General features: G+C 73.0%; 16 protein-coding genes. 12 read left to right on the top strand and 4 right to left on the bottom strand.

Going from position 1 to position 18369, the window contains the following annotated elements:
- Positions 1-33: 33 nt before the first annotated feature.
- Positions 34-759 (bottom strand): L,D-transpeptidase family protein, encoded by a 726-nt coding sequence (locus tag WDV06_RS15730; RefSeq protein WP_395510365.1) that lies wholly within the window; start codon positions 757-759, stop codon positions 34-36.
- A 93-nt stretch (positions 760-852) separates the two neighbouring features.
- Positions 853-2130, bottom strand: coding sequence for an MFS transporter (locus WDV06_RS15725; protein WP_395510364.1), 1278 nt, complete (start codon positions 2128-2130; stop codon positions 853-855).
- A 98-nt stretch (positions 2131-2228) separates the two neighbouring features.
- On the opposite strand from WDV06_RS15725, the gene WDV06_RS15720 reads away from it, so the two are divergent.
- A complete protein-coding gene (locus tag WDV06_RS15720) occupies positions 2229-3167 on the top strand; it encodes a LysR family transcriptional regulator (protein WP_395510363.1) in 939 nt (312 codons plus the stop codon).
- A gap of 240 nt (positions 3168-3407) precedes the next feature.
- Here WDV06_RS15720 and WDV06_RS15715 read toward each other — a convergent pair whose 3' ends face one another.
- Complete coding sequence (locus WDV06_RS15715) at positions 3408-4085, bottom strand: N-acetylmuramoyl-L-alanine amidase (protein ID WP_395510362.1); 678 nt, start codon at positions 4083-4085, stop codon at positions 3408-3410.
- Positions 4086-4153: 68 nt separating this feature from the next.
- Between WDV06_RS15715 and mnmA the strand changes: the two genes are divergently transcribed.
- A complete protein-coding gene (gene mnmA, locus WDV06_RS15710) occupies positions 4154-5290 on the top strand; it encodes a tRNA 2-thiouridine(34) synthase MnmA (RefSeq protein WP_395510361.1) in 1137 nt (378 codons plus the stop codon).
- 67 nt (positions 5291-5357) lie between these two features.
- On the opposite strand, the gene WDV06_RS15705 is transcribed toward mnmA, so the two are convergent.
- Positions 5358-6296: an NADP-dependent oxidoreductase gene (locus WDV06_RS15705; protein WP_463668214.1), complete on the bottom strand. Its 939-nt coding sequence runs from the start codon at positions 6294-6296 to the stop codon at positions 5358-5360.
- A 112-nt stretch (positions 6297-6408) separates the two neighbouring features.
- Here WDV06_RS15705 and WDV06_RS15700 point away from each other — a divergent pair, with 112 nt between their 5' ends.
- From WDV06_RS15700 to gatB, 10 genes are all read left to right on the top strand, one after another.
- On the top strand, positions 6409-7449 hold the full coding sequence (locus tag WDV06_RS15700; RefSeq protein WP_395510360.1) for a GlxA family transcriptional regulator: 1041 nt from the start codon (positions 6409-6411) through the stop codon (positions 7447-7449).
- An 89-nt stretch (positions 7450-7538) separates the two neighbouring features.
- A complete protein-coding gene (locus WDV06_RS15695) occupies positions 7539-7883 on the top strand; it encodes a DUF1330 domain-containing protein (RefSeq protein WP_395510359.1) in 345 nt (114 codons plus the stop codon).
- A 66-nt stretch (positions 7884-7949) separates the two neighbouring features.
- Entirely contained in the window at positions 7950-8639 is a 690-nt protein-coding gene (locus WDV06_RS15690) for an SDR family oxidoreductase (protein ID WP_395510358.1), read from the top strand.
- Complete coding sequence (locus WDV06_RS15685; protein WP_395510357.1) at positions 8636-9619, top strand: methionine synthase; 984 nt, start codon at positions 8636-8638, stop codon at positions 9617-9619. Before WDV06_RS15690 ends, WDV06_RS15685 begins: the two co-directional genes overlap by 4 nt.
- Before the next feature lie 31 nt (positions 9620-9650).
- On the top strand, positions 9651-11852 hold the full coding sequence (gene ligA, locus WDV06_RS15680) for an NAD-dependent DNA ligase LigA (protein ID WP_395510356.1): 2202 nt from the start codon (positions 9651-9653) through the stop codon (positions 11850-11852).
- Between the two features lie 355 nt (positions 11853-12207).
- Positions 12208-14388 (top strand): putative bifunctional diguanylate cyclase/phosphodiesterase, encoded by a 2181-nt coding sequence (locus WDV06_RS15675; protein WP_395510355.1) that lies wholly within the window; start codon positions 12208-12210, stop codon positions 14386-14388.
- Positions 14389-14660: 272 nt separating this feature from the next.
- Positions 14661-14957 (top strand): Asp-tRNA(Asn)/Glu-tRNA(Gln) amidotransferase subunit GatC, encoded by a 297-nt coding sequence (gatC, locus tag WDV06_RS15670; protein WP_007266718.1) that lies wholly within the window; start codon positions 14661-14663, stop codon positions 14955-14957.
- 5 nt (positions 14958-14962) lie between these two features.
- The gene (gene gatA, locus WDV06_RS15665; protein ID WP_395510354.1) at positions 14963-16462 is read left to right on the top strand and encodes an Asp-tRNA(Asn)/Glu-tRNA(Gln) amidotransferase subunit GatA; all 1500 of its coding nucleotides are present in this window, start codon (positions 14963-14965) and stop codon (positions 16460-16462) included.
- A gap of 62 nt (positions 16463-16524) precedes the next feature.
- On the top strand, positions 16525-16704 hold the full coding sequence (locus WDV06_RS15660; protein WP_395510406.1) for a hypothetical protein: 180 nt from the start codon (positions 16525-16527) through the stop codon (positions 16702-16704).
- A 16-nt stretch (positions 16705-16720) separates the two neighbouring features.
- Positions 16721-18235 carry an Asp-tRNA(Asn)/Glu-tRNA(Gln) amidotransferase subunit GatB gene (gene gatB, locus WDV06_RS15655; RefSeq protein WP_395510353.1) on the top strand — a complete coding sequence of 505 codons (1515 nt, stop codon included), beginning with the start codon at positions 16721-16723 and terminating at the stop codon, positions 18233-18235.
- Positions 18236-18369 lie beyond the last annotated feature (134 nt).

Genomic DNA, 18369 nt, shown 5'->3' with positions numbered 1-18369 from the left:
CTGACAACGGCAGCCGCAGCGCCGCGCGGTTGATCAGGTCCCGGGCTTGCGCCCGTACACGAACACGTCCTCGCCGTTGGACAGCATGTCCCAGTACGCCTTGGCGTCGGCCGTCGTCATGTTGACGCAGCCGCCGGAACCCGGCGGGTTCCACATGCTCTTGGTCACCGAGTGGAAGGCGATGCCCCCGTCGAAGAACTGCGCGTACGGCATCGCCACGTTGTAGATCGTCGACCAGTGGTTGATGTTGCGGTAGTAGATCTTCTTCAGCCCGGTCCGCGTCGGGGTCTCCGCCTTGCCGGTGCGCACCGGCACCGGTCCGTACTTCAGCGTCGCCCCGTCCTGGATCCAGCTCAGCTGCCGGGTCAGGTCGACACAGGCGATCCGCCCCAGGTTCGTGGGGCACTGGCCCGCGGCGTTCGGGTTCTTCCCGGCCGCCCGCTGCGCCAGCATGGTGCTCATGGTCTGCCAGGTCAGCGGCCCGGCGTACCCCATCGTCGGGGTGATCCCGTGGGTGGCCTGGAAGGACTGGATGGCCGCGCAGTCGGCCGCCGACTGCACCCCGTCCACCGGCCGTCCCAGGAACTGCTCCACCTGCCGCTGGTACGGCCCCGTGGTCACGTTGCACGAGGCGGCGGCCTCGGCGGCCTGAGCCGCCCCGCCCCCCACGACCACCAGGGGCGCCGCCAGCGCCAGTGCCCCGCCGAACACCACCGCGGCCCGCCGGCCCGCGCGCACGCGTACCCGTATCCCCGCCATCGATCCCTCCCCTGCCGCGCCCGCACCGTGGGGGCGCCGATGCTCCCCACGCTAGAGCCGGACGGGCACGCGGGACAGGGGTCCGACCGCACTTCAGCGCGCGGCCACCGCCGCGCCGGGCAGCCGCCGTTCGGCGCGGGCCGCGTGCGACCCGTACAGGGTGATCGAGACGACGCCCAGCACCGCGAGCAGCGCGATCCCGACCGTCGCCGCCCACCCCGACGCGTGGTACGCCAGCGCGCCCAGGGTGCCGCCCGCGCTGGAGCCCAGGTAGTACGCGGACTGGTACAGCGCGGACGCCTGCGCCCGGCCCGTCTTCGCCGTCCGGCTCACCGCCGCCGAGGCCACCGCGTGGCCCGCGAAGAAGCCGGCCGTGATCAGCACCAGCCCCGGCAGGATCAGCCACAGGGAGTCGGCGAGCGACAGCAGCAGTCCCAGCGCGGTCGTGGTCACCGCCAGGTACAGCGCGCCGCGCCGCCCCGTCCGGGCCACCAGCTGGCCGGCCGCAGCCGAGGAGGCCGTACCCACCAGGTAGACCAGGAAGATCGACCCGACCACACCCTGTCCCAGCGAGAACGGCGCTTCCACCAGCCGGTAGCCGATGACCGTGTACACCGCACCGAACACGGTCATGAACAGCGCGCCGATCCCGTACAGCCGCACCAGCAGCGGATCCCGCAGGTGCCCGGCGACCGTACGGCCCACCGCGCGCGGGTTCAGCGAGGCCGGCCGGAAGAACCGCGCCCGGGGCAGCAGCACCAGGAAGGCCACCGCGCAGGCCAGCGCCATCACGCCGACGGCCAGCAGCCCGCCCCGCCAGCCCCAGAGCTGGGCGCCCCAACCGGTGACGATGCGGCCGCTCATGCCGCCGATGGAGTTCCCCGCCACGAACAGCCCGATCGCCCCGACCAGCGCCTTTGGCCGGACCTCCTCCGCCAGGTACGCCATCGCGGAGGCCGGGATCCCGGCGATCGCCGCCCCCTGCACCGCGCGCAGCGCCACCAGCCACTCCAGGCTCGGCGCGAACGGCACCAGCAGGCCGACGCCGACGGCCACCACCATCGAGCAGGTCATCATCCGGGTCCGCCCGAACCGCTCGGAGAGCGCGCTGAGCGGCAGTACGAACAGGGCGAGCGCCCCGGTGGCCGCGGACACCGTCCAGCTGGCCTGACCGGCCGTCACGCCGAAACCGGCGGAGACCGCGGGCAGCAGGGCCTGGGTGGAGTAGAGGAGGGCGAAGGTCGCCAGTCCGGCGGCGAAGAGCGCGAGGCTCATCCGGCGGTAGCCGGGGCGGCCGGGGGAGAGGGGCTCAGGGGACGACGGGATGGAGGCACCCGGGATGACGGGTGCCCCGGTATGAGCGGGAGGCATACCCCGAAAGTAGGCCCCTCCTTTTCATGCGTCCAATGCACAAACCACCGATAATCAATCCACCCGCGCATCACCGCACCTCAGGCGGACGGATATCAATGAACCGTTACGAAGAAGACATGACCGTGACACAAGGCCTGGCCCCCCGCCTCGCCCAGTTCGTCGCCGTCGCCCGACACGAGCACGTCACCCGCGCCGCCCAGGAGCTGGGCGTACCCCAGTCCACCCTGTCCCGGGCGATGGTCCGCCTCGAACAGGACCTGGGCGTCTCGCTGTTCGCCCGCAAGGGCCGTACCGTCGCCCTCACCACCGCCGGCCGCACCTTCCTCGCCTCCGCCGAGGAGGCCCTCGCGGGGATCGCCCGCGCCGCCGGCTCCGTACAGCAGGACGCCGACCCCGGCGTCGGGAAGGTCGCCTTCGGGTTCCTGCACACCCTGGGCCCCGAGACCGTGCCCGGCCTGATCCGCGCCTTCCGCGCCGACCACCCCCGGGTCCGCTTCGCCCTCGTCCAGAACTACGGCGAGGCCATGCTGGAGAAGCTCCGCGCGGGCGAACTCGACCTCTGCCTGACCTCACCGGTCCCCGACGCCCCCGACCTGGCGGCCCGCCGCCTCGACGAGCAGCGGCTGCGCCTGGTGGTCCCGGACGACCACCGCCTCGCGACCCGCAAGCGCATCCGCCTCGCCGAGGCCGCCGAGGAAACGTTCGTCACCCTGGAACCCGGCTACGGGCTGCGCCGCATCACCGACAACCTCTGCGCGGAGGCCGGGTTCACCCCGAAGGTGGCCTTCGAGGGCGAGGAGGCCGAAACCCTGCGCGGCCTGGTCGCCGCGGGCCTGGGCGTGGCCCTCCTCCCCCCGCCGCTCGTCCCGCGCCCGGGCGTGGTCGAACTGACGGTCACCGCCCCGCGCGCGGTCCGCGAGATCGGCGTCGCCTGGCTGGACGGCCACCCGGACACCCCGCCGGTGGCCGCCTTCAAACGCTTCCTCCTCTCCCGCCGCGGCCGCCTGATCCCCGAACTGGAACCCCCGGCCTAGGGCCTGTCGTCACACTCCCGTCTGCCCCGCGACGCCTGGCACGCTCCCCCGAGCTCTTCGAGCAGGGGGTGCCCCCACTCGCCGCACCGGGCGCAAGCCGAGTACGTCCAGTACGCGGGCTTCCGCCCGGCGCACCGAGAGCACGCTCCCCCCAAGCTCTCGACTTCGCTCGACCAGGGGGGACCCCCATGACGCCGCGGGGCCGCCCTCCGGGCGACGACGGGAGTGTGACGACAGGCCCTACGGCCTGTCGGCGGCCTTCGCGGGAGCGGGCCGGGCGAGCTCCTCCCGGACCATGCGCAGATAGCGGTCCCAGTCCCAGAGGGGTCCCGGGTCGGTGTGGTCGGCGCCCGGGACCTCCGAGTGCCCCAGCAGGTGCCTGCGGTCCACCGGTATGCCGTACCTCCGGCAGACGTCCGCCGCCAGCCGGGCCGAGGCCGCGTACATCGCGTCCGTGAAGTCCTGCGGCCGGTCGATGAAACCCTCGTGCTCGATGCCGACGCTGCGCTCGTTCATGGACCGGTTCCCGGAATGGAAGGCGACGTCCAGCTCGCGCACCATCTGCTCCACGTGCCCGTCCTGGCGGACGATGTAGTGCGCCGACGCCTTGTGGAACGGGTTCTGGAACGCGCCCACCGACGAGGCGAAGTCCCCCTGCGTGACATGCACGACGATCCGGTCCACCCGGTAGTCGTCGGGCCGGTCCGCCATCCGCCAGTTCGCCGGCGACGCAGCCGTCCAGCCCACCCCGGGGGAGTCCACCTCCCCCTCCTTGCGCGGCTTGCTCACCCCCGGCAGCAGCCACCAGGCCCGCCCGATCTCCTCCCGGGCCGCCAGCGCCCCGAGCGCGAGCGCCCCGAGGCCCCCGAACAGCACCGCCCGCCGGGTCCGGCCCCCGCCCTTCCCCTTCTCGGTCATGTGATCCACCCCCCACCACCGACAACGCGCTGTGACCGCGCGCGGTTCCCCGTACCCTGGAAGGCGCTATGACTGAGAACCTGCCGCGCACCGCCCGCCCCCTCCGCGTCCTTGCCGCCATGTCCGGCGGCGTGGACTCCGCCGTCGCCGCCGCGCGCGCGGTCGAGGCCGGGCACGACGTCACGGGCGTCCACCTGGCGCTCTCCGCGAACCCGCAGTCCTTCCGGACCGGCGCCCGCGGCTGCTGCACCATCGAGGACTCCCGCGACGCCCGCCGCGCCGCGGACGTCATCGGCATCCCCTTCTACTGCTGGGACCTCGCCGAGCGCTTCCGCGAGGACGTCGTCGAGGACTTCGTCGCCGAGTACGAGGCCGGGCGCACCCCGAACCCCTGCCTGCGCTGCAACGAGAAGATCAAGTTCGCGGCGCTCCTCGACAAGGCCCTCGCCCTCGGCTTCGACGCGGTCTGCACGGGCCACTACGCGACCATCGTGGAGAAGGAGGACGGCACGCGCGAGATGCACCGGGCCTCCGACATGGCCAAGGACCAGTCCTACGTCCTCGGCGTCCTCGACGAGAAGCAGCTGGCCCACGCCCTCTTCCCGCTCGGCGACACCGTCACCACCAAGGACGAGATCCGCGCCGAGGCCGAACGACGCGGCCTGGCCGTGGCGAAGAAGCCCGACAGCCACGACATCTGCTTCATCGCCGACGGCGACACCCAGGGCTTCCTCGCCCAGCGCCTCGGCAAGGCCGAGGGCGACATCGTGGACGAGGCGACCGGCGAGAAGGTCGGCACCCACGACGGGGCGTACGGCTTCACCATCGGCCAGCGCAAGGGCCTGCGCATCGGCCACCCCGCGCCCGACGGCAAGCCCCGCTACGTCCTCGACATCTCGCCGGTGAACAACACGGTCACCGTCGGCCCCGCCGAGGCCCTCGACGTCACCGCCCTCACCGCGATCCGCCCCCGCTGGTGCGGCTCCACCGCCGCCGCGCCGGGCACCTACACCGCCCAGCTGCGCGCCCACGGCGGCGAGACGGAGGTCTTCGCCGAGGTCGTGGACGGCGAGCTGCGCGTCCGCTTCACCGAGCCGGTCCGCGGCGTGGCCCCCGGCCAGGCGATCGTGCTCTACGACGGCACCCGCGTGGTCGGCTCCGCCACCATCGCCACCACCACCCGCGCCACGGCCGCCGCCGTCTGACCCCGGCGGCCCCGGGCCACGCCTCCGGGGGCCCGGGCGGCCCCCGGACGCTCAGGCCACCGGAGCCTCAGGCCACCGTCAGGACGATCTTGCCGGTGGTCCGGCCCAGCTCGCCGATCTCGTGCGCCTTCCCGGCCTGCTCCAGCGGCAGCACCGTCTCCACCAGCGGCTTCAGCGCGCCGCCGTCGGCCAGTGCCGCGATCTCCCGCAGCCCGTGCCGGTCCGGCTCGACCAGCATCCACTGCGCGCGGAAGCCGCGGGTGTCGGCCGGGACGTCGTCCGGGCCGGGCAGCGTCACCAGCCGGCCGCCCTCGCGCAGCACCGACAGGGAGCGTTCGGCGATCTCGCCGCCGAGGCCGTCCAGGACCACGTCGACGTCCGAGACGACGTCCTCGAAGGCCACCGTCCGGTAGTCCACGACCTCGTCCGCGCCCAGCGAGCGCAGCAGCTCGTGCTTGCCCGCGCTGGCCGTGCCGATCACGTACGCCCCGCGCGCCTTGGCGATCTGCACCGCCAGGTGCCCGACGCCGCCGGCGGCCGCGTGCACGAGGACCCGCTCGCCGGGACGCACGTCCGCGGTGTCCACCAGCGCCTGCCACGCGGTCAGTGCGGCCAGCGGCAGCGCGGCGGCCTCGACGTGGCTCAGCGAGGCGGGCTTCTCCGCCAGCTGCCGGGCGGGGGCGACGACGTACTCGGCGTAGGCGCCCGCCTGGCGCGGGAAGTGCGGCATGCCGTACACCTCGTCACCGGGGGCGTAGAGGGTGACGCCGGGGCCGACCGCCTCGACGGTGCCGGACACGTCCCAGCCCACGGCCGGGTTCTCGCCCCAGGCGATCAGGGCCCCGCTGGCGCGGGTCTTCCAGTCGACCGGGTTCACGCCGGCCGCGTGGACCCGGACGAGGACCTCGCCGAAACCGGGCTCGGGCCGGTCGGTCTCCCGCTCGACCAGGTTCTCCGGGCCGCCCCACTCGTTCACGACGATCGCGCGCATGTCCGTCTGCCTCATTCCATCCGTGTACGTCTGCCTCCGGGCCGTTTCCCGGCGACGTGTCCCAGGTTCGGGTACCGCGCACCTCCGTGGTGTTGGCCGTTTGGCCACTATGTGACAGGATCTGGCCATGAGCGAGAGACGGGAAGGCACCGGGGAAGCGGCCCGCCCCGGGGGCGGAACCGGCGGCAGGCACCTCGTCGCGGTGCTGGCCCTGCCGGGCTTCCCCCCGTTCGAGCTGGGCATCCCCTCCCGGGTCTTCGGCAGCGCCGTGGACGAGGACGGCGAACCCCTCTACGAGGTGGTCGTCTGCACCGCCGACGGCCTCCCCGTGCCCAGCGACTCCGGCTTCACCCTCCAGCCGGCCGCCGGACCGGAAGCCCTCGCCGCGGCCGACACCGTGATCGTCCCGCCCACCCACGCCATGCCCGAGCTGGGCCGCGGCGGGCCGCTGCCGGCCGCCGTCGCCGCGGCCATCGCGGGCATCCGCCCCGGCACCCGCCTGGTGTCCATCTGCACCGGCTCCTACGTGCTCGCCGCCGCCGGACTCCTCGACGGCCGGCCCGCCACCACCCACTGGAACCTCGCGAGGGAGTTCCGCGCGGCCTACCCCGAGGTCCGCGTCGACGAGGACGTGCTCTTCGTCGACGACGGCGACGTCCTGACCTCCGCCGGCGTCGCCGCCGGCGTCGACCTGTGCCTGCACCTGATCCGCCGCGACCACGGCGCCGCGGTCACCAACCGGGCCGCCCGCATCTGCGTCGTACCGCCGTGGCGCGACGGCGGGCAGGCCCAGTACATCGACCGTCCCGTCCCCGAACCCACGGTCGCCACCACCACCGCCACCCGCGCCTGGGCCCTGGAGCGCCTCGGCGAACCGGTCAGCCTCGCCGAGCTCGCGGCCCACGCCCGGATGAGCCTGCGCACCTTCACCCGCCGCTTCCGCGACGAGGTCGGCATGACCCCGGTGCAGTGGCTCACCGCCCAGCGGCTCGAAGTGGCCCGCGACCTCCTGGAGTCCAGCGACCTGCCCGTGGACCTGGTGGCCCACCGCGCGGGCTTCGGCACCGCGAACTCCCTGCGCCAGCACATGCGCGCGTCCCTCGGCGTCTCCCCGGTCGCCTACCGCCGCACCTTCAGGCCCGCCGCCGAGGCCCACCAGCACGCCTGACACATGACCCCGGAGGTAATCGCCCGGCCCGTTCCCCCCTGCCACGATGAGATCGACAAGCCGACCGGGCAAGGGAATCGGAGCCGGACATGACCGCGTACGCCATCGGCCACATACGTCCCCAGACCATGAACGAGGACATCCTCCGCTACATCGAGGAGATCCAGTCGACCATGGACCCCTTCGAGGGCCGCTTCCTCGTCCACGGCAACCCCGTCGAGGTCCTGGAGGGCGCCTTCCCCGGCGACCTCGTGATCATCGCCTTCCCCGACATCGAGCGCGCCCGCGCCTGGTACGCCTCCCCGGCCTACCAGGAGATCCTGCCCCTGCGCACCCGGCACATCCCCGCCGACATCCTCCTCGTCGACGGCGTCCCGGCGGGCTACGACGCCACGAAGACGGCCGCGGCACTCCGCGAGTCCGCCGGGCTCTGACCGGCCCGGGCCGGCCGGCCCCGGGTGGCGGGGCCGGGGCCGGCCGCGGGGTGCGAGCATGGCCGTATGCCTACTCATCTGATCACCGGTGCCGGCTCCGGCATCGGCGCCGCCGTCGCCGCCCGCCTGCACGCCCGCGGCGACGACCTCGTCCTGCTCGCCCGCGACGCCGCCCGCGCCCGGCAGCTCGTCGAGCGCTACCCCGGCGCCCGGACCCTGGTCGGCGACCTCGCGGACCCCGACCGGCTCTCGTGGGCCTTCTCCAAGCAGCCGACGCCCGAACGGATCGACTCCCTCCTGCACATCGCCGGAATCGTCGACCTCGGCCCCGTCGGCGAGCTGCGCCCCAAGACCTGGCACCAGCAGCTCAACGTCAACCTCATCGCCCCCGCCGAGGTCACCCGCCTGCTGCTGCCCACCCTGCGCGCCTCCAAGGCGACGGTGGTCTTCGTCAACTCCGGCGCCGGTCTCACCGCCCACGCCGACTGGAGCGCCTACGCCGCCTCCAAGCACGGCCTGAAGGCCCTCGCCGACTCCCTGCGCGCCGAGGAGAGGGCCAACGGCATCCGCGTCACCTCCGTCTACCCGGGCCGCACCGCCAGCCCCATGCAGGCCAAGGTCCACTCCCAGGAGGGCAAGGAGTACGACCCCGCCGCCTGGATCGACCCCGAGTCCGTGGCCACCACCATCGTCATGGCCGTCGACCTGCCGCGCGACGCGGAGGTCAACGACCTGAGCGTCAGGCCCGGCCGATGACCGCGGGTGCCACCGGCGTCGGCTCCCTGCCGGGCGGCGACGCCCGAGAGGCCGCCAAGACCGCCACGGGCTCCTTCGAGGACTTCCCGTACCTGCCCGAACTCCCCGCCCGCGGACCCGGCGCCGACATGATCGGCCGCTCCCTCGGGCTGCTCGTCGACCTGTACGCCCACGTCGAGCCCAGCGGCTGGCGGATCAGCGACCGGCCCGGCCGCGACACCCGCCGGGCCCGCTCCTGGCTCGGCGAGGACCTCGACGCGCTGGAGGAGTTCACCCAGGGCTACACCGGCCGGCTCAAGGTCCAGGCCGTCGGCCCGTGGACCCTGGCCGCCGCCCTGGAACTGCACGGCGGCGAGGCCGTCCTCCAGGACGCCGGAGCCTGCCGCGACCTGGCCGCCTCCCTCGCCGAGGGCATGCGCGGCCACCTCGCCGATGTGCAGAAGCGCGTCCCGGGCGCCGAGATCGTCCTCCAGTACGACGAGCCCTCGCTCACCGCCGTCCTGCGCGGCCGGGTGCGCTCGGCCAGCGGCTACCGCACCTACCGGGCGGTCGACCGGCAGGTCGTCGAGAGCGCCCTGCGCGACCTCTTCGCCGTCCACGACGGGGAGGTCGTCGTCCACTCCTGCGCACCCGACGTGCCGTTCGCGCTGCTGCGCCGGGCCGGTGCCGCGGCCGTCTCGTTCGATTTCTCCCTGCTCACCGAGCGCGAGGACGACGCCATCGGCGAGGCCGTCGAAGGCGGCATGAAACTCTTCGCCGGAGTGGTGCCGGGCACCGACGGCCCGTTGTCGGACCCGGGCGGTAGCGTCATGGGTGTCAGGAAGCTTTGGCGCAGGCTGGGGCTGGCCCCGGGGACTCTCGCCGAGTCCGTCGTGGTCACCCCGTCGTGCGGTCTGGCGGGCGCCTCGCCCGCCTACGCCCGCGCGGTGCAGGCCCACTGCGTCAGGGCGGCGAGGTCACTCGCAGACAACCCTGAGTGACGGTCGAGGACGGGCCACGGGAGGACACGGCATGGCAGCCGAACAGCAGGACACGGCAGTACCGACGGCGGCGCGCGAGCAGCACCAGCTGCTCGCCGAGCAGGTCGAGGAGCACCGCTTCCGGTACTACGTGAACGACCAGCCGGTCGTCAGCGACGCCGAGTTCGACCAGCTGCTGCGCTCGCTGGAAGCCCTTGAGGAGCAGTACCCCGAGCTGCGCACGCCCGACTCCCCGACGCAGAAGGTGGCCGGGGCGTACGAGACGGACTTCGCCTCCGTCGAGCACCGGGAGCGGATGCTCTCCCTGGACAACGCCTTCGACGACGAGGAACTGGCCGCCTGGGCCGAGCGGGTGGCCCGGGACGTGAACACCCCGGACTACCACTACCTGTGCGAGCTCAAGGTGGACGGCCTCGCCGTCAACCTCACCTACGAGAACGGCCGTCTCACCCGCGCCGCCACCCGCGGCGACGGCCGCACGGGTGAGGACATCACGCCCAACGTCCGCACCATCGCCGAGATCCCGGACCGCCTCAAGGGGGACCGGATCCCGGCGCTCGTGGAGATCCGCGGCGAGGTGTACTTCCCGATGGAGAAGTTCGAGGAGCTCAACGCCCGCCTCGTGGCGGCCGAGGGCAAGCCCTTCGCCAACCCGCGCAACGCCGCGGCCGGCTCGCTGCGCCAGAAGGACCCCAAGGTCACCGCGAGCCGCCCGCTGCACATGGTGGTGCACGGCATCGGCGCCCGCGAGGGCTTCGAGATCGAGCGCCAGTCCCAGGCGTACGAGCTGCTGCGCGAGTGGGGCCTGCCCACCGCCCGGCACAACGCGGTGGTGTCCACCCTCGACGAGGTGCGCGCCTTCATCGCCCGCTTCGGCGAGAACCGCCACTCCGTGGAGCACGAGATCGACGGCGTCGTCGTCAAGCTCGACGAGATCGCCCTCCAGGGCCGGCTCGGCTCCACCGCCCGCGCCCCGCGCTGGGCCATCGCCTGGAAGTACGCCCCCGAAGAGGTCAACACCAAGCTCGTCGACATCAAGGTCGGCGTCGGCCGCACCGGGCGCGTCACCCCGTACGCGCAGGTCGAGCCGGTGACCGTGGCCGGCTCCGAGGTCGAGTTCGCGACCCTGCACAACCAGGAGGTCGTCAAGGCCAAGGGCGTCCTCATCGGGGACACCGTCGTGCTGCGCAAGGCGGGCGACGTCATCCCCGAGATCCTGGGGCCCGTGGTGGACCTGCGCGACGGCACCGAACGGGAGTTCGTCATGCCGACGGAGTGCCCCGAGTGCGGGACGGCGCTGCGCCCGATGAAGGAGGGCGACATCGACGTCCGCTGCCCCAACGGGCAGACCTGCCCCGCCCAGCTGCGCGAGCGCCTGTTCTACCTGGCGGGCCGGCAGTCCCTGGACATCGAGAACTTCGGGATGGTGGCCGCCGCCGCCCTGACCGGACCGCTGGAGCCGGCGCAGCCGCCGCTGCTGGACGAGGGCGACCTCTTCGACCTGACCATCGAGGACATCCTCCCCATCAAGGCCTACGTCCGCGACCCCGACAGCGGACTGCCCAAGCGGGACCCGAAGACCGGCGAGGAGAAGATCGTCACGGTCTTCGCCAACCAGAAGGGCGAGCCGAAGAAGAACGCCCTGGCCATGCTGGAGAACATCGCCGCCGCCAAGCAGCGCCCGCTGGCCCGCATCATCAACGGCCTCTCCATCCGGCACGTCGGCCCGGTCGCGGCCGAGGCCCTCGCCCGCGAGTTCCGGTCGATCGACCGCATCGAACAGGCCACCGAGGAGGAGCTGACCGCCACCGAGGGGGTCGGTGCGATCATCGCCGCCTCCCTCAAGGAGTGGTTCGCCGTCGACTGGCACCAGGAGATCCTGCGCAAGTGGCGGGCGGCCGGCGTACGCATGGAGGAGGAAGGTTCCGGCGAGGAGGAGGGCCCGCGCCCGCTGGAGGGCCTGACCGTCGTCGTCACCGGCACCCTCCAGAGCCACACGCGCGACGGCGCCAAGGAGGCCCTGCAGAGCCGGGGCGCCAAGGTGACCGGTTCCGTGTCCAAGAAGACCTCCTTCGTCGTGGTCGGCGACAACCCCGGCTCGAAGTACGACAAGGCCGTCCAGTTGAAGCTGCCCGTCCTCGACGACGCCGGCTTCGCCGTCCTGCTCGAACAGGGTCCCGACGCGGCCCGCGAGGCGGCGCTCCCGCTGGAGGGCGGGGTGGAGGGGGAGTAACACCGCGAACGGATGCGCGGCGTGGGGCCGTACGGGCGGGCGCACGCCGGGCGCGGCGCCCGGTGCCAAACGGCCGGTACCCGGCTGGTCGCGGGCCGGTGAGCTGTCGGATCATCGGAGGGGTGACGGGGGGGCCTGGTCCCGACTCACCCGTTCGGCGGATACCGTACTGATGAGGATGGCTGGGTCGCATTCGGGCAACCACCGCCGACCGCTGCCCCTGGGAGCCTCTCCCGTCCTACTGTTGTGGGGTGCGCCTGTCGTGCGCGGCTGCCTGATGTGCCTTCCAGCCGTGATGGCACGACGTCGGGGCCATCGCGCGACATCGGCATCGCCGGCTGTGAGAGGGACGGGCATGAAACCCACCGAAAGCGCCGACCCGTCACCTGAAGTCGGCGGGGAACCCCCGCCCTTGCGGGCGGGCCGGCTGGGTGTCCTGGGTGCCAGGACACCGCAGACCCGCCCCCTGGACACCGGAGCGGGGCGGCAGCGGCGCGCCGCGCTGCCCGCGGCCGTCGTGGGCGCCGCCGCCGTGGTGCTGCTGGGCGGGGTCGTCTCCGCAGTGACCGCCCGTCAGGCCCTGTTCCCCGGCGGCCCGGTCGGCTGGGCCCTCGCCCTGCTCACCGGCATCATCGTCGGCCACCTCGTCGCCCTCGGCCGGGACCGCTGGTGGGGCGGCACGGGCTCGGGCGCCGCCCTCACCCTCGGCGTGCTCATCCTCTACGGCTGGGTCCCCGCCGGACTCGTCTCGCTGGCGGTGGTCTCCCTGGTCGGGGCGGCCCGCCGGCACCGCTGGCGGCAGGGGCTGCTGCACGGGTCCGTCGACATCCTCGGCATCGGCGCGGGCGCCCTCGTCCTGGCCGCCTTCGGCGACGCGCCGAGCGTGGAGTCGCCGTGGCTGCCCACCACCTGGGACCTGGCGGCCGCGCCCGAGGTGGCCCTGGTGGCCGTCTCCTACCTCCTGGTCACCCGGGTCCTGCTGTGGTTCGCCCTCACCCCGCCCGGCGGCGGCCTGCCCACGGTGGCCCGTACGGCCCTCCTGCGCCAGGCCCTGGTGGCGGCGGCCCTGCTCGGCATCGCCCCGCTGATCTGCGTCGTGGCCAGCACCCAGCCGGTGCTGCTGCCGCTGTTCGCCGTACCGCTCATCGCGCTCGACTCCACCCTGTGGATCGCCCGGGCCCGCGCCGAGGAGCAGCTGCGCGACCCGCTGACCGGCCTGCCCAACCGGCAGTGGCTGCTGGAGCGCACCTGGTCCGCGCTGGACGAGGCTGAACGTTTGGGCACCCGGTCAGCTCTTGTGCTGATCGACCTGGACCGCTTCCGCGCCGTCAACGACACCCTCGGCCACCTCGCCGGCGACCGCCTGCTGCTCCAGATCGCCGCCCGGCTGCGCCAGGCCCTCCCCGACGAGGCGGAGGCGGCCCGCCTGGGCGGGGACGAGTTCGCCGTCCTCCTGCCCACCACCGACTCCACCACCAGCGCCCAGCGGGTCGCCCGCCACCTGGTCGCCGAGCTCAGCTCCCCGCTCGACCTGGACGGACTCACCCTCGTCCTGGAGGCCAGCGCCGGCCTCGCCGTCTTCCCGGACCACGCCCTCGACGCCGAGGGCCTGCTGCGCCGGGCCGACGTCGCCATGTACCAGGCGAAGCGGGACCGCACGGGAGTGGAGGTCTACGAGTCCAAGCGCGACAGCAACACCCCCGACCGCCTCGGCCTCCTCGGCGACCTCCGCCGGGCCCTGGACGCCGGCGAAGTGGAACTCCACTACCAGCCGAAGGTCCGCTTCGACGGCCAGGTGGCCGGCCTGGAGGCCCTGGTCCGCTGGGTCCACCCGGAACGCGGCCGCGTCCCTCCCGACGAGTTCATCGCCATCGCCGAGACCTCCGGCCTGATGCCGCACCTGACCGAGTACGTCCTGGAGACCGCCCTGGCCCAGGTCGCCCGCTGGCGCGCCCAGGGCCTGAAGGTCCCGGTCGCCGTCAACGTCTCCCCGCGCGACGTCCACACCCCCGGCTTCGCGGGCGCCGTCGCCGCCCGCCTGGCCCGGCACGGGGTCCCGGCGAGCGGCCTCCAGCTGGAGATAACGGAACACGTCCTCCTCGAAGACCCGCAGCGCGCGGCGGACACCATGGCGGGCCTCACGGGCCACGGCGTGAAGATGTCCCTGGACGACTTCGGCACCGGCTACTCCTCCCTGGTCCACCTGCGCCGCCTCCCGGTGAGCGAGCTGAAGATCGACCGCTCGTTCGTGGCCCGGCTCGCGGTCGACGCCCAGGACGCGGAGATCGTCCGCTGCACGGTCGACCTGGCCCACTCCCTGGGCCTTTTGGTCGTCGCGGAGGGCGTCGAGGACGACGAGACGTGGGAGCGCCTGCGGGACCTGGGCTGCGACGCCGTCCAGGGCTGGCTGGTCGCGGCCGCCATGCCGCCCCAGGAGGCCACGGCATGGCTCCTGGCCCGAGGCGAACGCGGCTGGCGCCGCCCGGCGGACATCACGGCGGAACTGGCCGCCACGGCCGACACCCCGGCCCCGTAGCGGACGCCGGCGGCGCCGGTCCCTGGCGGGGCGGGGCGGACAGACCCCGTACGTGCGCTGCGCGCACGCGCCTCAAACGCCGGCGGGGCTGATTTCAGCCCCGCCGGCGTTTGAGGCGCGGGGGTCTGGGGGCGGGGGCCCCAGGCGGCCCCGCGCAGCGGTGCACCCGCCCCGCGCCGCAGGCCCGCGGCAAACCGTTTACCAGGTCCAGGGGCGGGCCCCATAGGATTGGGACCGAAACTACACACTCACCACCCCCAGAGGATCGCTGCATGCCTGGCATCACGCGCGAGGAGGTCGCCCACCTCGCTCGGCTGGCACGTCTGGAGCTGAAGAGCGAAGAGCTCGACCACTTCGCAGGACAGCTCGACGACATCATCGGCGCGGTCGCCCGCGTTTCCGAGGTCGCCGACCAAGACGTCCCGCCGACCTCCCACCCGCTCCCGCTGACGAACGTCATGCGCGCGGACGAGGTCCGTCCCTCGCTCACCCCCGAGCAGGCGCTGTCCGGCGCTCCTGCCCAGGAGCAGCAGCGTTTCAAGGTGCCGCAGATCCTGGGGGAGGACTAATCACCATGGCTGACACCCACATCATCAAGCTGACGGCCGCCGAGACCGCCGAGAAGATCGCCTCCGGCGAGCTCACGGCCGTCGAGGTCACCGAGGCCCACCTGGCCCGCATCGACGCGACCGACGAGAAGGTCCACGCCTTCCTGCACGTCGACCGCGAGGGCGCCCTCGCGCAGGCCCGCGCCGTCGACGCCAAGCGCGCCGCCGGCGAGAAGCTCGGCCCGCTGGCCGGCGTACCGCTCGCGCTCAAGGACATCTTCACGACGGTCGGCGTCCCGACGACGGTCGGTTCGAAGATCCTCGAAGGCTGGATCCCGCCCTACGACGCCACCCTGACGCGCAAGCTCAAGGAAGCCGACGTCGTCATCCTCGGCAAGACCAACATGGACGAGTTCGCCATGGGGTCCTCCACCGAGAACAGCGCCTACGGCCCCACCGGCAACCCCTGGGACCTCACCAAGATCCCCGGCGGCTCCGGCGGCGGCTCCGCGGCCGCCCTGGCCGCCTTCCAGGCCCCGCTCGCCATCGGCACGGACACCGGCGGCTCCATCCGCCAGCCCGCCGCCGTCACCGGCACCGTCGGCGTGAAGCCCACGTACGGCGGCGTCTCCCGCTACGGCATGGTGGCCTTCTCCTCCTCCCTCGACCAGGGCGGCCCGTGCGCCCGTACGGTCCTGGACGCGGCGCTCCTCCACGAGGTCATCGCCGGCCACGACCCGCTCGACTCGACCTCCATCGACGCCCCGGTCCCGCCGGTCGTCGAGGCGGCCCGCAACGGCTCCGTCGCCGGCATGCGCGTCGGTGTCGTCAAGCAGTTCCGCGGCGAGGGCTTCCAGGCCGGCGTCACCCAGCGCTTCGACGAGTCGGTGGAGCTCCTCAAGGAGCTCGGCGCCGAGATCGTCGAGGTGGACTGCCCGTCCTTCGACCTGGCCATGGCCGCGTACTACCTGATCGCGCCGTCGGAGGCCTCCTCCAACCTGGCCCGCTTCGACGCCATGCGCTACGGCCTGCGCGTCGGCGACGACGGCACGAAGTCCGCCGAGGACGTCACCGCCCTGACCCGCGAAGCCGGCTTCGGCGACGAGGTCAAGCGCCGCATCATCCTCGGCACGTACGCGCTCAGCTCCGGCTACTACGACGCGTACTACGGCTCCGCCCAGAAGGTCCGCACGCTCATCACGAAGGACTTCGAGAAGGCCTTCGAGCAGGTCGACGTGATCGTCTCCCCGACGACCCCGACCACCGCCTTCGCCATCGGTGAGCGCACCGACGACCCGCTGGCGATGTACCTCGCTGACATTTGCACCATCCCGACCAACCTGGCCGGCAACTCCGCCATGTCGCTCCCCTGCGGCCTGGCCCCGGAGGACGGCCTGCCGGTCGGTCTGCAGATCATCGCCCCGGCGATGAAGGACGACCGTCTGTACAAGGTCGGCGCGGCCGTCGAGGCCGCCTTCGTCGAGCGCTGGGGCCACCCGCTGCTTGAGGAGGCTCCGTCGCTGTGAGTTCGAGTGCGCTGTCCAAGGCCAAGGGCTTCAAGAAGTCGAAGACCGGGACCTACCTGTCGATGGGCACCACCGCCTTCGGTGCCTTCGGTGTGATCAAGCAGGTGCGCAAGGCCCGCACCGAGCACGACACGCTCCAGCTCGTCGACGCCGTCGTGTCCGCCGCCGCCATCGTCACCGGCCTCGCGATCCTGTACCGCGAGCTGAAGCGCCTGGGCGACGACGACGTCCTGCTGGGCTGAGAGGGAAAGTTTCACCGTGACCACCTTCACCGAACTGCTGTCGTACGAAGACGCCCTCGCGTCGTACGACCCCGTCATGGGCCTTGAGGTCCATGTCGAGCTCGGCACCAAGACCAAGATGTTCTGCGGCTGCTCCACCGAGCTGGGCGCCGAGCCCAACTCGCAGACCTGCCCGACCTGCCTCGGTCTGCCCGGCTCGCTCCCGGTCGTCAACGCGATCGGCGTCGAGTCCGCCGTCAAGATCGGCCTCGCGCTGAACTGCGAGATCGCCGAATGGTGCCGCTTCGCCCGGAAGAACTACTTCTATCCGGACATGCCGAAGAACTTCCAGACCTCCCAGTACGACGAGCCGATCGCCTTCAACGGCTACCTGGACGTCCAGCTGGAGGACGGCGAGATCTTCCGCGTGGAGATCGAGCGCGCCCACATGGAGGAGGACACCGGCAAGTCGCTGCACGTCGGCGGAGCCACCGGCCGTATCCACGGCGCGTCCCACTCCCTGCTGGACTACAACCGCGCCGGCATCCCCCTCATCGAGATCGTCACCAAGCCGATCGAGGGCGCCGGCGAGCGGGCCCCCGAGGTCGCCAAGGCGTACGTGGCCGAGCTGCGCGAGGTCATCAAGGCGCTCGGCGTCTCCGAGGCCCGGATGGACAAGGGCCAGATGCGCTGCGACGTGAACCTGTCGCTGCGCCCGAACGGGACGAAGGAATTCGGCACCCGCTCGGAGACGAAGAACGTCAACTCCCTGCGCTCCGTCGAGCGCGCGGCCCGCTTCGAGATCCAGCGCCACGCGGCGGTGCTCTCGTCCGGCGGCTCCATCGTGCAGGAGACCCGGCACTTCCACGAGGACGACGGCTCCACCACGGCCGGCCGCATCAAGGACAACGCCGAGGACTACCGGTACTTCCCGGAGCCCGACCTGGTCCCCGTCGCCCCGGCCCGCGCCTGGGTCGAGGAGCTGCGCGCCGCCCTCCCGGAGATGCCGCGCGTGCGCCGCAACCGCCTCCGCGAGGAGTGGGGCGTCAGCGAGCACGACATGCAGTCCATCCTCAACGCCGGCGCGGTGGACTCCATCGTCGCCACGATCGAGGAGGGCGCCGACTCGGCGGCCGCCCGCAAGTGGTGGATGGGCGAGCTGGCCCGCAACGCCAACGAGCAGGGCATCTCGGTCGACGAGCTGCCGATCACCCCGGCCCAGGTGGCCCGTATCGCGGCCCTGGTCGCGGCCGGCGACCTGAACGACAAGCTGGCCCGCCAGGTCATCGAGGGCGTCCTCGCCGGCGAGGGCACCCCGGACGAGGTCGTCGAGAAGCGCGGCCTGAAGGTCGTCTCGGACGAGGGCGCGCTGGGCGCGGCCGTGGACGAGGCCATCGCGGGCAACGCGGCCATCGCCGACAAGATCCGCGGCGGCAAGATCGCCGCCGTCGGCGCCCTGGTCGGCGCGGTCATGAAGACCACCCGCGGCCAGGCCGACGCGGCCCGCGTCAAGGAGCTCATCCTGGAGAAGCTCGGCGTCTCCGAGGGCTGAGCCGACGTATCGCATCGCAGGGGAGTGGGGGGGGGGCCCCCCGCGGGCGGGGGGGGCCCCTTCAGCCGGTCGGGAGCCGACAGCGGTCAGCCGCCGTAGCTGCCGCCCTCGGTGTGGTGGCCGCCGCCGCCGGA

Source organism: Streptomyces racemochromogenes, assembly GCF_044129415.1.
Lineage (GTDB): Bacteria > Actinomycetota > Actinomycetes > Streptomycetales > Streptomycetaceae > Streptomyces > Streptomyces racemochromogenes_A.
This window is presented reverse-complemented; position numbering and strand designations above follow the sequence as displayed.

Excerpts from the sequence above, each read along its gene's own strand:
- WDV06_RS15730 (WP_395510365.1), bottom strand. The coding sequence starts at position 759 with ATGGCGGGGATACGGGTACGCGTGCGCGCGGGCCGGCGGGCCGCGGTG.
- WDV06_RS15725 (WP_395510364.1), bottom strand. The coding sequence starts at position 2,130 with ATGCCTCCCGCTCATACCGGGGCACCCGTCATCCCGGGTGCCTCCATC.
- WDV06_RS15720 (WP_395510363.1), top strand. The coding sequence starts at position 2,229 with ATGAACCGTTACGAAGAAGACATGACCGTGACACAAGGCCTGGCCCCC.
- WDV06_RS15715 (WP_395510362.1), bottom strand. The coding sequence starts at position 4,085 with ATGACCGAGAAGGGGAAGGGCGGGGGCCGGACCCGGCGGGCGGTGCTG.
- mnmA (WP_395510361.1), top strand. The coding sequence starts at position 4,154 with ATGACTGAGAACCTGCCGCGCACCGCCCGCCCCCTCCGCGTCCTTGCC.
- WDV06_RS15705 (WP_463668214.1), bottom strand. The coding sequence starts at position 6,296 with ATGAGGCAGACGGACATGCGCGCGATCGTCGTGAACGAGTGGGGCGGC.
- WDV06_RS15700 (WP_395510360.1), top strand. The coding sequence starts at position 6,409 with ATGAGCGAGAGACGGGAAGGCACCGGGGAAGCGGCCCGCCCCGGGGGC.
- WDV06_RS15695 (WP_395510359.1), top strand. The coding sequence starts at position 7,539 with ATGACCGCGTACGCCATCGGCCACATACGTCCCCAGACCATGAACGAG.
- WDV06_RS15690 (WP_395510358.1), top strand. The coding sequence starts at position 7,950 with ATGCCTACTCATCTGATCACCGGTGCCGGCTCCGGCATCGGCGCCGCC.
- WDV06_RS15685 (WP_395510357.1), top strand. The coding sequence starts at position 8,636 with ATGACCGCGGGTGCCACCGGCGTCGGCTCCCTGCCGGGCGGCGACGCC.
- ligA (WP_395510356.1), top strand. The coding sequence starts at position 9,651 with ATGGCAGCCGAACAGCAGGACACGGCAGTACCGACGGCGGCGCGCGAG.
- WDV06_RS15675 (WP_395510355.1), top strand. The coding sequence starts at position 12,208 with ATGAAACCCACCGAAAGCGCCGACCCGTCACCTGAAGTCGGCGGGGAA.
- gatC (WP_007266718.1), top strand. The coding sequence starts at position 14,661 with ATGCCTGGCATCACGCGCGAGGAGGTCGCCCACCTCGCTCGGCTGGCA.
- gatA (WP_395510354.1), top strand. The coding sequence starts at position 14,963 with ATGGCTGACACCCACATCATCAAGCTGACGGCCGCCGAGACCGCCGAG.
- WDV06_RS15660 (WP_395510406.1), top strand. The coding sequence starts at position 16,525 with ATGGGCACCACCGCCTTCGGTGCCTTCGGTGTGATCAAGCAGGTGCGC.